The 15,691-nt window shown below is 37.6% G+C and carries 10 protein-coding genes; 4 read left to right on the top strand and 6 right to left on the bottom strand.

Annotation, left to right across the window (positions count from 1 at the left end; all coding sequences use genetic code 11):
• The first annotated feature begins 43 nt into the window (after positions 1-43).
• From DM558_RS07105 to lptG, 3 genes are all read left to right on the top strand, one after another.
• A complete protein-coding gene (locus tag DM558_RS07105) occupies positions 44-1,972 on the top strand; it encodes an MFS transporter (protein WP_127163032.1) in 1,929 nt (642 codons plus the stop codon).
• Between the two features lie 156 nt (positions 1,973-2,128).
• The gene (gene lptF / locus DM558_RS07110; RefSeq protein WP_127163034.1) at positions 2,129-3,247 is read left to right on the top strand and encodes an LPS export ABC transporter permease LptF; all 1,119 of its coding nucleotides are present in this window, start codon (positions 2,129-2,131) and stop codon (positions 3,245-3,247) included.
• A complete protein-coding gene (lptG, locus tag DM558_RS07115) occupies positions 3,241-4,365 on the top strand; it encodes an LPS export ABC transporter permease LptG (protein ID WP_127163036.1) in 1,125 nt (374 codons plus the stop codon). Before lptF ends, lptG begins: the two co-directional genes overlap by 7 nt.
• 58 nt (positions 4,366-4,423) lie before the next feature.
• Here the strand turns inward: lptG and DM558_RS07120 are convergent, their stop codons facing one another.
• The 4 genes from DM558_RS07120 to DM558_RS07135 all read right to left on the bottom strand — a co-directional run bounded on the left by DM558_RS07120 (position 4,424) and on the right by DM558_RS07135 (position 11,736).
• Entirely contained in the window at positions 4,424-6,112 is a 1,689-nt protein-coding gene (locus DM558_RS07120; protein ID WP_127163037.1) for an NAD-dependent malic enzyme, read from the bottom strand.
• Between the two features lie 46 nt (positions 6,113-6,158).
• Complete coding sequence (gene poxB / locus DM558_RS07125; RefSeq protein WP_127163038.1) at positions 6,159-7,886, bottom strand: ubiquinone-dependent pyruvate dehydrogenase; 1,728 nt, start codon at positions 7,884-7,886, stop codon at positions 6,159-6,161.
• Between the two features lie 98 nt (positions 7,887-7,984).
• Complete coding sequence (locus tag DM558_RS07130; RefSeq protein WP_127163040.1) at positions 7,985-9,526, bottom strand: hypothetical protein; 1,542 nt, start codon at positions 9,524-9,526, stop codon at positions 7,985-7,987.
• Between the two features lie 89 nt (positions 9,527-9,615).
• Complete coding sequence (locus DM558_RS07135; protein ID WP_127163042.1) at positions 9,616-11,736, bottom strand: sensor domain-containing protein; 2,121 nt, start codon at positions 11,734-11,736, stop codon at positions 9,616-9,618.
• A gap of 253 nt (positions 11,737-11,989) precedes the next feature.
• On the opposite strand from DM558_RS07135, the gene argF reads away from it, so the two are divergent.
• Entirely contained in the window at positions 11,990-12,904 is a 915-nt protein-coding gene (gene argF / locus DM558_RS07140; protein ID WP_127163044.1) for an ornithine carbamoyltransferase, read from the top strand.
• Between the two features lie 42 nt (positions 12,905-12,946).
• Here argF and DM558_RS07145 read toward each other — a convergent pair whose 3' ends face one another.
• Both DM558_RS07145 and purF read right to left on the bottom strand, forming a co-directional pair.
• Entirely contained in the window at positions 12,947-14,158 is a 1,212-nt protein-coding gene (locus DM558_RS07145) for an O-succinylhomoserine sulfhydrylase (RefSeq protein WP_127163046.1), read from the bottom strand.
• 15 nt (positions 14,159-14,173) lie between these two features.
• Complete coding sequence (purF, locus tag DM558_RS07150) at positions 14,174-15,679, bottom strand: amidophosphoribosyltransferase (protein ID WP_127163048.1); 1,506 nt, start codon at positions 15,677-15,679, stop codon at positions 14,174-14,176.
• Positions 15,680-15,691: the final 12 nt, after the last annotated feature.

Raw genomic sequence — 15,691 nt, forward strand, 5'->3', positions numbered from 1 at the left:
TAAACTAATTGCACCAGATAATACATTAGAATAGGAAACTTTAATGTCAGAACATTCACAGTTTGCACTCCTGAAAGAGCGTCGTTACCTGCCTTTTTTTATTACACAACTAGCAGGTGCTTTTAACGACAATGTATTTAAGCAGGCACTTATATTAGCCATCATCTATAAACTGACATTCAGTAATGTGATTGACCACACACTCATCACAAGTTTATTTAAAAATGGGGTGATTGATAAAGACTTTTTAGTTAATTTTTGTGCCATTGTTTTTATCTTGCCTTTCTTTTTATTTTCTGCATTAGGCGGACAATTGGGTGAGAAATATGAAAAATCCATGCTCATCCGGCGCATAAAACTAGCCGAAGTTTTAACGATGGTCATCGGAGCAATTGGCCTATTCCTAAATAGTTTTGCATTAATGCTCGTTGTTTTATTTGCAATGGGTACTCAATCAGCACTTTTTGGTCCAGTTAAATACTCTATCTTGCCACAACAATTAAAAGAAAATGAACTCATCGGAGGTAACGCATTAGTAGAAATGGGAACATTTCTAGCGATACTCGCGGGAATAGTGCTAGCAGGGATACTTATGACAGGGGATGGCCCTTATGCCTTATACATCAGTATGGCTATTTTAATCGTTGCGCTGATTGGCTATTGTGCTAGCAGTAAAATCCCATTTAGCCCAGCGGCTCTCTCTGATCTAAAGATAAGCTTTAATATCTTTTCACAAACTTGGAAAACCATGCGCTTAGGCTTTAATCAGACTCCAGCTGTTTCACGCTCAATATTAGGAAACTCTTGGTTCTGGTTTTTAGGCACAATTTATATTACACAAATTCCCAATTATGCAGAAAAAATCTTAAATGGTGACCCCAGCGCCTATACACTGGTTTTAATTGTGTTTTCTGTTTCTATTGCTATCGGTTCAGCTCTTTGTGAAAAATTATCTGATCATAAAGTGGAGATTGGCCTTGTACCTTTTGGTTCTATCGGGTTAACACTGTTTAGTATCTTACTGTGGTGGCACTCAACAACATTGCCCATGGTAAACAACTCCCTCAATACATGGCTTGATGTACTTTCTTACCCCAGAGCTTGGTTGATATTATTTGATGTTTTTGGGATTGGGTTATTCGGTGGTTTTTATATTGTTCCGTTGTATGCCATCATGCAAACACGCTCAGCGGTTGAAGAAAGAGCACGTGTGATTGCTGCCAATAATATATTAAATGCACTTTTTATGGTTTTAGCCTCAGTATTAGCCATTTTATTATTAAGTATGGCAGGCTTAAGTATTCCTCAGCTTTTCCTTGTGGTTGGCTTGATGAACCTTGCTGTTAATACCTATATTTTCAAAATAGTTCCTGAGTTTACATTACGCTTTATGATGTGGTTACTCTCTCATTCTATTTATAAAGTATCGCATAAAGGTTTAGATAATATCCCAGAGCAAGGTGCTTGTGTGTTGGTATCAAACCATGTGTCCTATTTTGATGCATTGTTAATAGGCGGTGCTGTTAAACGCCCTATTCGTTTTGTCATGTACTATAAAATTTTTGACATGCCTGTCCTTAACTTCGTGTTTCGCACTGCCAATGCCATTCCTATTGCAGGCCACAAAGAGAACAAAGCTATTTTTGAACAAGCGTTTACAGATATTGCTCAAGCACTCCAAAATGACGAGCTCGTGTGCATTTTTCCAGAAGGTAGGTTAACGACGGATGGAGCGATCAATGAGTTTAAATCTGGGATTGAAAAAATCATTACTCAAACACCGGTTCCTGTTGTTCCAATGGCTATTCAAGGATTGTGGACAACCTCTTTTACTCGTAATCCTAAACGCAAACTGTTACGTAATATTTGGGCACGAATCGGCATCTTAGCGGACACGCCTATTCCACCCGAAAAAGTTAATGCGCCCATGTTATACGACAAAGTACAAACCTTACGTGGAGATAAGGCTTAATGCCTTATCTTCCTATACACTTAAATATCACCCTATACAATATCGTACTTTATGTTTCAAGAATCAAAAATTATCAAGACAACAGCATCATTTTTTAGGATAATAGCTAATTGGTATTTTTATATCACACCATTTTGACATTTGGAGTCATCTAGTTTGATCGTTTTACGCTACCTATCTCGAGAAGTTTTAACAACACTCTCTGCTATCAGTGCCGTACTACTGATTATCATTATGAGTGGGCGCTTTACAAACTACTTAAAAGATGCAGCCCAAGGCGGTATCGATCCTAGTATTTTGCTATGGATCATGTGGTACCGCTTACCTGACTTTCTTTACCTAATACTGCCTTTAGGATTATTCCTTGGCATATTACTAGCTTATGGACGCATGTACCTCGACAGTGAAATGGTTATCCTTACTAGTGCGGGCATGAGTATTAGAAAGATTTTCGCTTATACATTGATTCCTACAACCATTATTTTTGTTATCGTTGCTTGGTTATGTTTTAGTCTTGGCCCAGCAGGTATTAACAAATTTAGAGAACTGATCGAAAAACAAGACTCCATTACCGAGTTTAATACCCTAATTCCTGGGCATTTTCAAACGTATGACAAAGTAACAGGATCAACTATTACTAATCGTGTCACTTATACTGAATCTATTTCTAACGATAAGAGATACTTAAAGAACATCTTCATCTCTCAAATAGATGTTAATCATGCAACAGGTAAAACAACCAGTAATTTATTGCTTGCCAAAACAGGGAAAATTGCGGTACAACCTGATAATAGCCGTTACCTTATCCTAGACAATGGTTATCGTTATGATGGGCAAGCAGGACAAGCAGATTATCGCGTTACCCACTATAAAACCTATGGTATTTTATTACCTCAACCAGAAATCAACATTGAGCTAAAATCCAATGCATTAACAACAGAACAACTCATTGACAGTGATAAGTTTGTTGATAAAGTAGAACTGTATTGGCGCTTCTCTATGCTATTATTAGTGCCCATTATTGCAATGCTTGCCGTTCCATTGGCTAAAGTAAACCCACGCCAAGGCCGCTTTTTTAAACTAATTCCTGCAATTTTTCTCTATATGCTTTACCTTGGATTATTGATTGCCTCACGTGGACAAATGGACAAAGGGAAACTTCCTATCTTTGTATTCTGGATTATCCACTTGATATTCTTTGGCTTAGGGTTAACCCTATTATATTGGGATATTATTAAATTAAAATTCCAGTCAAAGGGAGCTAATCTATGCTAGGAAATCGCTTAGAACGCTATATAGCGGGTAATGTTTTAAATAGCATCCTATTGATTATGCTAATCATTATCTTACTGGCTTCATTATTCTCTTTGGTTGATCAGTTTGACAGTTTTAAAAATAACTATGGTATAAACCAAGCGCTTTACTACGTTCTTTTAAGTACCCCACGTCGACTTTATGACAATCTCCCCATGGCATCGCTTGTGGGAAGTTTGATTGGTTTAGGAATGATGGCAAGCCGTAGCGAACTGACCATTATGCGTGCTGCAGGTATGTCTACAGGGCGTATTGTGTACGCTGTTTTAAAACCTATTTTTATTATTATGATCGCGTGTGTATTACTAGGAGAGTTCATCGTTCCCATCACGCAGAATAAAGCTCAAGCTTATAAAGAGTTAGCCCAAAGCTCAAATATTGACAAAAAGATTCTCACCCAAATACTCTTAAAAGGTACATGGCATCGCCAAGGGAATGAATATATTCGCATTAATAGTGTACAACCTGATGGATTGATCGGCATTAATATTTACTACATAAAAGATCAAAAACTCATTTATACTACTTATGCGAAACAAGCAAATTTTGAAAAGAACCAATGGTACTTAACAGATGCAACTACCACTTGCTTGCATGATGATCATACTAGCGTTGTAAAAGAAGAGAGTGAAGCTTGGTTATCTCCTACTAATGTTTGTGATATAAAAGATTTAAGTATGCCAAAACCTATAACAATCACCCTTGATTTATTAAATACAATTAATAGTGATCCCTCCTATTTATCAATATCAGGCTTATGGGATTATATTCATTACTTACAAGCACAAGAGCTTAACAATGATAATTATTGGTTAAAGTTTTGGGAAAAATTACTACAACCTATTAATACATTGGCCCTCGTCATACTGGCCATTTCATTTATTTTTGGTCCATTACGCAGTGTAACCATGGGACAACGTATTTTTATTGGTATTGCCATAGGTTTTATCTTTAAAATTGTTAATGATTTATTAGGCCCTGCCAGTATAGTCTTTAACTTCCCTCCACTATTGGCGGCGATGGCACCTAGTTTAATCTGTATTATTATTGGTGTTTATTTAATAAACCGTAAACGCTAATAAGAATAGGCAATAAAAAAGGCTCATTATATGAGCCTTTTTTTTCACACCGAAAAACTTATACAGAAGAGCGACGATAAAGACGATATTCTGGTTGCCAAAAATTATCTTCAATAGATTGAAGAGTTTTCTCATCAGAAACTTCTAATGCAACACCATCTTTCTGTGCCTGCTTAGCCACAGCAAATGCAATCTTCTTACTAACGTCTTGAATACTTAGCATAGGTGGTAATATAGCCCCTTCCCCTTCAACGACAATAGGAGAACAACTTGCTAAGGCCTCAGCCGCTTTCATCATCATATTTTCTGTAACACGTTTTGCCCGAGATGCAATCACACCTAAACCAACACCGGGGAAAATATACGAGTTATTACATTGTGCGATAGCAATTTCTTTATCATTAATAGTTACAGGAGTAAATGGGCTACCTGTTGCGACTAGAGCCTCACCATCAGTCCACGTCAATATTTCTTTAGGTGTTGCTTCAATACGTGATGTTGGATTAGATAAAGGCATAACCAATGGTTTAGCGCAGTGGCTATGCATTGTTTTAATAATCTCTTCCGTAAATAGGCCACGTTGTGCTGATACACCTACCAATACAGTAGGCTTTGCATTTTGCACGGTTTCTAACAATGAAATATCTTTACCTTCAGCAGACCAACCCTTAACATTATCTTCTTTTTGTGCCAAACGACGTTGAAAATCAGGTAAATGTGACATGGAATCAGTAATTAATCCCCAACGGTCTACCATAAAAATACGTTGGCGAGCTTGCTCTTCTGTTAATCCATCTAACATCATAGCACTTACGATTTGCTCTGCGATACCACAACCAGCCGACCCAGCACCAAGGAAAGTAACCACTTGTTGTGAAATTTTTTCCCCTTTAGCTTTACAAGCTGCCCATAATGTACCTACTGCTACTGCCGCTGTTCCCTGGATATCATCATTAAAACAGCAAAGTTCATCTTTATATTTTTCTAATAATGGTAAAGCAGCATGTTGTGCAAAGTCTTCAAACTGTAGTAAAACTGATGGCCAACGGCGTTTTACTGCTTGTACGAATAAATCGACAAACTCATAATACTCATCGCCTGTGATACGTTCATGACGCCATCCCATGTACATAGGATCATTAAGCAAGTCAGGGTTATTCGTTCCAACATCTAATACGATAGGCAACGTGTACGCAGGACTAATACCGCCACAAGAAGTATAAAGAGATAGTTTACCAATAGGGATTCCCATACCACCGACCCCTTGGTCACCCAAGCCTAAAATACGCTCACAGTCACTAACCACAATGACTTTAACATTTTGTTTTGTGGCGCTGTATAAAATATCATCAATTCTATCTTTATCAGGATAACTAACAAAAATACCCCGATGTTTACGATAAATTTTTGAAAACTCTTGGCATGCCTCACCAACCGTTGGGGTATAGATAATAGGCAACATTTCGTCAAGATGATCTTCAACTAAACGATAAAATAATGTTTCATTATCATCTTGAATTGAGCGCAAATAAATATGGCGTTCTAAGTCGGTATTACAAAACTTGTACTGATCATAAACACGTACAACCTGCTCTTCAATCGTTTCCATCGTATAGGGCAATAACCCCATCAAATTAAACTCTTGACGCTCTTCACGTGTAAAAGCACTCGACTTATTTAATAAAGGCGTATCTAATAATTTAGGGCCAGAATAGTGAATGTGCAAAGGACGTTTGTTACTAGTCATATATAACCTTCTTATTTTTAAAAACAAAATAAATCACGTTGAAAAATTAAGACCTGAATAAGTTTGCTTTAACTAATTCTTTAACTTCATCACCTCGCCCACTTAATATAGCTTTTAACATGTAAAGACTAAAACCTTTAGCTTGTTCTAGATTAATTTTAGGCGGGATCGATAACTCCTGCGTTTCTGTGTGAACATCTATGACAACAGGGCCATTATACTCGAAAGCAGCTTTTAATGTATCATCAAGTTGTTCTGATGAGGTCACTGTAAAACCTTTAACACCACATCCTTCGGCAACAGCAGCAAAATCTGGACTGTTCAAATGAGTGATATCATCCATTAAACCTGCAGCTTTCATCTCCATCGCGACAAACCCAAGTGACTTATTATTAAATACAATAACTTTAACGGGGAGTTTTGTTAAGGCCAGCGAACAGAGCTCACCCAAGAGCATGGAAAGACCGCCATCACCAGCAAAAGCAATCACTTGCCTATTAGGAAATGCCTCTTGCAAACCCATTGCTTGAGGAGTTGCATTCGCCATCGAACCATGAATAAATGACCCTGTTAAATAGCGCTTACCATTCATTTTTAAATAACGTGCTGCCCACACAGTAGGCGTTCCTACATCAGCAGTAAATAACGCGTCATCATCAGCCAATGCGGAAACTCTAGCCGCTAAATATTGTGGATGAAGTGCTCGCTCTGGCTTATTAGGAATTGCAAGTTCATCCAACCCTTTACGTGCACTCTCATAGTGCGCTAATGCCTTATTAAGGAAGTTATTATCTGTTTGTTCTGAAAGAAGAGGCAATAATAAATCCAGTGTTGACCCGACATCCCCAACAAGCCCCCTCAATAATGGGGTACGCCTACCCAAATGCTCTCCTCGTAAATCTATTTGTACAACATTACCATGTTCAGGATAAAAATTACGATAAGGGAAGTTTGTTCCTAACATTAATAAGAAGTCACATTCTTTTAATGCATGGTAGCCCGATGAAAAACCTATTAGACCTGTCATACCGACATCATAAGGGTTATCATATTCAATAAAAGACTTTCCTCTTAAAGCATGAATAATAGGGGCTTTCAACTTTTTAGCCAAAGCAACCACTTGTTCATGAGCATGACGACAACCATAACCACATAAAATAGCAATATTTTTAGTTTTATTTAAAAGTTCTGCAAGATCTTCTATCTCTTTTCTTGGTGGGGTAACTACTGGTAATATAGGTGTTGACCATTTAACTGGTTGTGTAGCGGCTTTACTAAAAGCAACATCTCCAGGAATGACTACTACTGAAACACTGCGTCGTGTAATCGCTGAACGCATAGCTGTTTCTAATACCCTAGGCAACTGCTCTGCACTTGATACTAGCTCACAATAGTCGCTACATTCTTTAAATAATATTTCAGGATGTGTTTCTTGAAAATAGCCTAAACCTAACTCACTACTAGGAATTTGTGCCGCTATTGCAAGCAAAGGAGCATTCATCCGTTGAGCCTCAAATAAACCATTAATCAAATGTAAATTGCCAGGCCCGCAAGAACCTACACACACACCAAGTTCATTAGTGGCATCAGCATAAGCACTAGCAGCAAAAGCGGCGGCTTCTTCATGACGAACTTCTAACCACTTAATATGATTACGCTTACCTAACGCATCAGTAAATGCATTTAACGAATCTCCCGGAACACCCCAAACAGATTTAACACCTGCTTGTTCTAATGTTTCAACTAAAACATCAGCGGCCAATTGAGTACCCATAATAATCCTCTCTTATAATTATAATGCAATATTCTATTAGGCATGGCTAACGTCTTAAAGTTTCATAAAAGAATTATCAATTCATTTCAACGTTTAATTCACCAAGTTTTAGCTATTTTGCCATCCGCACAATCACGGACTTGTTGATCAATAATATTACCTGGCTTTATACACTCAATAAGATATCTTCTTCTTGGCACATTGATTGTTTTGCGCTCACGGATAAAATACTCGCCTGTCTCTATCTGATTTTGCAGACTTTCATCCACCCATCGATATTGGTCTTTTTTAAATTCAGCTATAAGCTCTTGTATATCAGGCTTTTCTGCTTGAAGTTTAGCAAAAATATTTTTCTTAACGACTTCATACTCTTCATTAATCTGTACTTTTTGTTCATTCGTAAAATTGAGCATATCATTCGAAATTATTACTTCTTGTTGCTGTCGATTGCTATTAGCAACAACCACACTACGTGCGATAATATCGTTATTAAAACTAATCGCTAGATGTAATTCTATTTCACCTGTTTGGGTATTTAATACTTCTTTAGCGAAAACATAAAGCAACCGCTTGCCAGTAAACTGTTCGACCACCATTAGGTGATTCAATGCAAGACTTACTTCTGAATGAATGCTGCGATAAGAGCTAGGCTTCAAGTCACTCGCCAACCTCAGTTTAAAACGATCTGTTGAGAATTGTGATAAATGCACTAAAAAACGCATATTCTCACTTCTAGCCCATTCTAATAGTAGACTATTTAACATCGTATAACGTTGACTTAACGACTCATGACTATAATAGTTAACCACCGTTGACAATAGCACAGAACTTTCAGCCGTCGCTTCTTGTAAATCTCGAACTAACCCCGACCCTTGTACATTAGGAATTGATTTAATTTTATCAGGAACTTTGATAGTCGTTAGGAACTCTCGATAAAAAGGATCTTGAAATAAATCAACCTCTAAGATACTTCCTTTAGAGCCATCGGCTCTAAGGTAAGAGCCTTCACGATTAATAACACTGCTGTTAATGCGCCGATTAACTACTCTCATAGAACCAACATCAATAGAAATAATACCCAAGTCTTTTAAGCTAATTAATTCTCCCCTATCAACTTGTGCATTTTGATTATAATCGAGCCAAACATAGAGATAAGGGTAGTTAATATTATCTTTATCGATTCTTCTATTGTTATTCACTGTTAAGTCTAAAAGTGCATTATAACCATTTTTTGCAGCGGTTTTAGCGATCGTCTTATAACGATACCCTAACATTTCGATTGTAGAACCATCATAACTTTTAACTAAAAATCCCGCTTTTCCCTTAGGCCATTCTGTCGCTATTTTTTTTTCCTTAGAGAAAGGAAACATTATTTTTTGGGTGATAGCTATTGTTTCAAACGATTTATTATTATCTAAGTTAATGATAATTTGCTGATGGCTATCTACAGGAACAACCACTGTCTTAAAAATATTACTAGAAACGGATCCAACAACTTGCGATCCATTAATAAAAGAGAAAATATTAGTATAACTTACTAAGGCAAATACAATACCAAAGATTAGCATTCCAACAATTAATAAGACTAATAGTACATCCAACAGCGTTACGCCGGATTCCTTGCCCAAAAACCTAAACATTATATAACATCACTCTACAACAAAATGAATACCTTTTCATTAAGCCGACTATTTTACTATTGACTAACATAAAACACATCAACAAATTGTTAAATTTGTCGACTACTTTGCGCAACGAGCAATGCTTGTAAAGAATCGAATGTTAGGGGCTTGCTAAATAAGTAGCCTTGGTATAAGTAACATCCTTTTTCTTCTAAAATAGATAGTTGATCTGCCGTTTCTACTCCTTCTGCAATCACTTCAAAATCCAAGCTATTCGCCATAGTAATGATCGCGCTCACAATGCCTGCATCATGGATATCCGTCGTAATGGTATCAACAAATGTTTTATCAATCTTTAACATATCAATGGGGAGTTTCTTCAAATAGGACAGAGAAGAATACCCTGTTCCAAAATCATCAATAGCAAAATTAACTCCCAATTCTCTTAACAGGCACATTTTCTCAATAATAGAATTGGTTTTTTGAATAACAATGCCCTCAGTTACTTCTAGCGTGATAGCATTTTTAGGGATACCATATTGTTTAAAAGCTCTTTCAATTAGAGAATAAAACCCTTCATGCTGTAATTGCCTTGGGCTAACATTCACACAAAACTTAAAGTCTAACAACGAAATCGCCTTATTGTTCATTAGTTTTGCGTATAACCGGCAGGCCTCTAGAATAATCCATTCACCGACCTCAATAATGAGCTGTGTTTCCTCAAGAATATCAATAAAATGCTCAGGAGAAAAAATATCCTTTCCCTGCACCCATCGAATAAGTGCTTCAGCCCCTGTAATTTCATGGGTTCTAGAAAAAACTTGTGGATGAAAACATAATTTAAACTCTTTGTTTTGTAGGGCCTGGCGCATTTTGGCCTCAATTCGCATCCTTTGTACAACAGCCGATTGCATTGAGCTACGGAAAGTTGCAATCATATTGCGACCTAACTCTTTTGCTTTATACAATGCAATATCCGCACGTTTAATCAACTCAGATGTATTAATGCCATGTTCCGGAATAATAGTCACACCAATACTGGTAGAAATCTGTAATCGATGTGCATCAATTAACATAGGCTCACAGAGAATTTCTCTGACACGCTCAGCTGTAATTAATACCTGACGCTCAACATCATTAAAGTCGCCCTCTAAACGAGCTAATAGAATAATAAACTCATCACCGCCTACGCGTGAAACTGTATCATTCGCTCGAATACTTGCCTTAAGACGTGTTGTCACAATTTTTAATACCGCATCACCGATAGGATGTCCGATGGAATCATTAATATTTTTAAAATGATCTAAATCTAAAAATAATAATGCGGCATGGAGTTTATAACGCTGCACTAATTTAATTTGTTGGTCTAAGCGTTCATATAGTAATGTGCGATTAGGCAAATTAGTCAGTGGATCATGATACGCTAAATGAATTGCTCGTCGTTCAGCTTTACGCAAACTCGTGACATCATGCCCAACCATTAGAACATAACTACTACCATTGGCTGTAAAAATATCAACCATAAATTTAATCGGCATATAACCCATATCAGGCCGATACATAGCCGCCTCTAAGAGTTTTGCTCCTTCTATTTTTACTGTTTCTAAAAAAGTTTTTCGCTCAGATTCACTCGCCCATATGCCTAAATCAAACTCATTTTTAAGAAGTAACTCAGAAGGATCACAACCCAATATTTCTCTTAATGATTCACTCACCTTAATGTACTTAGCTGAATCAAATTCAGAAATAATAACCACATCACCAATAGGATCAAAGGCCGATGAAAACTCCATATCATCCACATCAAAAAACTGCTCTACCGCCAATAAATTATGACTGTAAAAAAAAGTAGCTAAAATGGCCAATCCACTATTAAGACGTACTACTTTTGCAGATAACTCTCCCGTTAGAACATCTCCATCCATATTATAGAACTGGATATCTGTAAGTTTAATTGAGCGCTTCTTTAAAACTAAATTTATTATTTTTACTCTCAGTGGGTCTTTCCATATTCCTAAGTCAGCAATGGGAATACCGACAACTTGATTCATATCCCAACCTAACACTCTTTCAAAGGCAGCATTAATATCGACGACACGTCCTGTGCGCACATCGATTAAAATCAAAGGCTCTTTAATTAAAGACTTTAAAGTTGAATATTGTTGCCACGCGTCTAATATATAACGTCGAAATTGTTTTCGCTCAGCAATATCATTTAGAAATCCCATTTTCACTAGCCTATTTTAACATGCTTATTAGTTATGTAACCACTATTGAGTAATCTATGGTCATAATATTACTATACACTATTACCTATAATAAATTAAACTTACTCAAAGTAATGTAGATTAAAAAACCACCTCTATTCTTTTATTGGCACAGATTTTATGCCATAATTCCTGAAAAATAGAACTCTTTATAGCCTTTCTAGACTATAGTTTAGTAAACTTAAACTACTAAATTATCAATAGGATATTTCTCATGACTGTACGCCATTTTCTATCGTTATTCGACTGTTCGAAACAAGAGCTAACAAACATTATTCAACGTGCGATAGAACTTAAAAAATTACGCAACAATAATATCCCTCACAGAACACTTGATGGACGAGTTCTTGGGATGATTTTTGAAAAATCATCAACACGCACTCGTGTCTCTTTTGAATCAGGAATAATTCAGTTAGGTGGGCAAGCTATCTTTTTATCACCACGCGATACCCAATTAGGTCGTGGAGAAACCATCCATGACTCAGCTATTGTAATCTCTAGCATGATTGATATCATCATGATTAGAACTTTTGGCCATGACAAAGTAGTTGAATTTGCTGAAAATTCAAGCGTTCCTGTCATCAATGCATTAACTGATGACCTGCACCCTTGTCAATTATTAGCAGATATGCAAACTTTCGCTGAAGCTCGTGGCAATATTGCAGGAAAAACAGTTACTTGGATTGGCGATGGGAATAATATGTGTAACAGTTATGCTGAGGCGGCTGTTCAATTCGACTTTCATTTAAAAGTTGCGTGTCCAAAAGGGTTTGAACCAGATCCTTATTATGTAGAAAAGGCGAAAGGTCATATTGAAGTTATGCATGACCCTAAAGAAGCTATTAAAGGCTCACATCTTGTTAGCACTGACGTTTTCGCATCCATGGGACAAGAAGATGAGGCAGCAGACCGCTTACAAAAATTCCAAGGTTTCCAAGTAACGGAACAGTTACTTGATCTTGCGAGCCCTGATGTTGTCTTTATGCATTGTTTACCTGCTCATCGTGGGGAAGAAATCAGTGAAACGCTATTGGATGATCCCCGCTCTGTTGTTTGGCAACAAGCTGAAAACCGCCTACATGCTCAAAAAGCATTACTAGAGTTTTTATATCAACAAGTCCAAGCATAAAAAAAGCAGGTTAAAAACCTGCTTTCTTATTTTTCTTAAAACTTAAACAGCAGCTAAACCCCTAGCCAAATCTGCTTTAATATCTTCCATATCTTCAAGTCCTACAGCTATACGTAGCAAACCATCTTTGATGCCTGCTTTCAATCGTGCTTCTGGAGTAACACGGCCATGGGTGGTAGTCGCAGGATGCGTTATCGTTGTCTTAGCATCGCCTAAATTAGCCGTTATAGAAATCAAACGTGTAGCATCAATTAAACGCCAAGCCGCTTCTTTTCCTCCCACGACATCAAAACCTAACACTGCCCCAAACCCTTGCTGCTGTTTTTTAGCCAATGCGTGTTGCGGATGACTCTCTAATCCAGCAAAGTATACCTTTTCAACGTTAGGCTGCTTTTCTAGCCATTGAGCCAATAGCAAGGTATTCTCATTATGTGCTTGCATACGCAACTTCAAGGTTTCTAACCCTTTTAAAAAGATCCAAGCATTGAAAGGGCTCATGGTAGGTCCAGCTGTTCTCAAAAAACCAACCATTTCATTCATATGCTCAGCACGGCCTGCTAGCGCTCCACCTAGACAACGTCCTTGCCCATCAATGTATTTCGTAGCTGAATAAACTGCGATGTCAGCACCTAACTTAATGGGTTGCTGTAAAACAGGTGTACAAAAACTGTTATCCACCGCTAAAAGTACACCTCGTGAATGAGCAGAAGTAGCCAATGCAGCAATATCAACTAACTCAGACAATGGGTTTGATGGCGACTCAACAAAAAATAGTTTTGTATTAGGCTTATAAGCGGCTTCCCAAGCACCTATATCCTGCAAAGGTACATAGTCTACCTCAATGCCAAAGCGCTTAAAGTATTTTTCAAATAAACTAATGGTGGAACCAAACACACTTTGTGAAACAACAACATGGTCACCCGCACTGCACAGCGCCATCACTAAAGCTAAGATAGCCGACATTCCAGATGAAGTGGCAACGGCTTGCTCAGCACCTTCCATCGCCGCCAGACGCTCTTCAAAATTACGTACTGTTGGGTTGGTATAACGCGAGTAAACATTTCCCTTTACAGCCCCTGAAAAGTGAGCAGCAGCGTCAGCAGCTGATTCAAAAACATAACTGGTTGTTAAAAATAACGCTTCACTATGTTCAGCTTCTGGTGTTCTCCTTTGCCCTGACCTTACTGCTAGCGTATCTAAACCTACATCATGTAAATCACTATTTAAACGACCTGCTTGCCATTTATTTGTCATAATTACTGTCTCTTTCTAATTATTATGCAACTCTATAATTTCAGTTTCAGCTTGTTTCTGACCCAACGCCTTATCATTACGCTCTTCTTCGATATGATGCAAATAAGCCTCGTTAACATCACCTGTTACATAATGCCCATCAAATACCGCACAATCGAAATCATGTAAATTTGTACCCTCAAAGCGCACAGCTTCTTTTAAATCCTCAAGATCTTGGTAAATTAACCAATCTGTGCCAATCAACTTAGCCACTTCTTCGGTTGTACGATTATGAGCAATCAGCTCATGAACACTTGGCATGTCAATACCATAAACATTAGGATAACGCACAGCTGGTGCAGCTGAACAAAAATATACTTTTTTAGCACCACAATCTCTTGCCATTTGAACAATTTGTTTACAAGTCGTTCCACGAACGATTGAGTCATCGACCAATAGAACATTTTTACCTTTAAACTCTAGCTCAATCGCATTTAACTTCTGTCTTACTGACTTTTTGCGCTCTGCTTGCCCAGGCATAATAAAGGTACGACCAATATAACGATTCTTTATAAAACCTTCTCTAAACTTAACACCTAAGGAATTTGCTAATTCCAGTGCTGAGGTTCTACTTGTATCTGGAATAGGAATCACCACATCAATATCATGATCTGGACGCTCTCTCAAAATCTTCTCGGCTAATTTTTCACCCATTTTCAAACGAGATTTATAAACAGAACTGCCATCAATAATAGAATCAGGACGCGCCAAGTAAACATACTCAAAAATACAAGGGGTAAATTGTTTTACCGCGACACACTGCTTAGTAAATAACTCACCCTGTTCTGTAATATAAATAGCCTCACCTGGAGCAACATCACGAATCAACGTAAAACCTAGCACATCAAGGGCTACACTCTCTGAAGCCACCATGTATTCTATGCCTTGTACTGTTTCACGACTACCATACACTAAAGGACGAATACCATTAGGATCGCGGAAAGCAACAATGCCATGCCCTATAATCATAGAAACTACCGCAAAGCCACCCACACAACGCTTATATAACTGAGTGACAGCGTCAAATATATCATCTGGAGCTAAACGTAACTTTTTAGATTTAGCTAACTCATGGGCAAAGGCGTTCAATAACACTTCAGAATCAGAAGACGTATTCACGTGTCGCAAATCAGATAAATAGATGCTTTTAGCTAACTCTTCTACATTAGTTAAATTACCATTATGCGCTAAAGTGATTCCATAAGGTGAATTCACATAAAAAGGTTGTGCCTCAGCAGAGCTTGAACTTCCTGCCGTCGGATAACGTACATGTCCGATGCCATAATTACCTAATAACCGCTGCATATGGCGCGTATGAAAAACATCTTTCACAAGCCCATTGGCTTTACGCAAAAATAACTTATTGTCTTTACTGGTTACAATACCTGCTGCATCTTGACCACGATGCTGTAGAACAATCAACGCATCATACAATGCTTGATTAACATTTGCTGTTCCTACAATACCGACAATACCACACATGGATTAGATCCT

It is taken from the genome of Entomomonas moraniae (assembly GCF_003991975.1).
Taxonomy (GTDB): domain Bacteria; phylum Pseudomonadota; class Gammaproteobacteria; order Pseudomonadales; family Pseudomonadaceae; genus Entomomonas; species Entomomonas moraniae.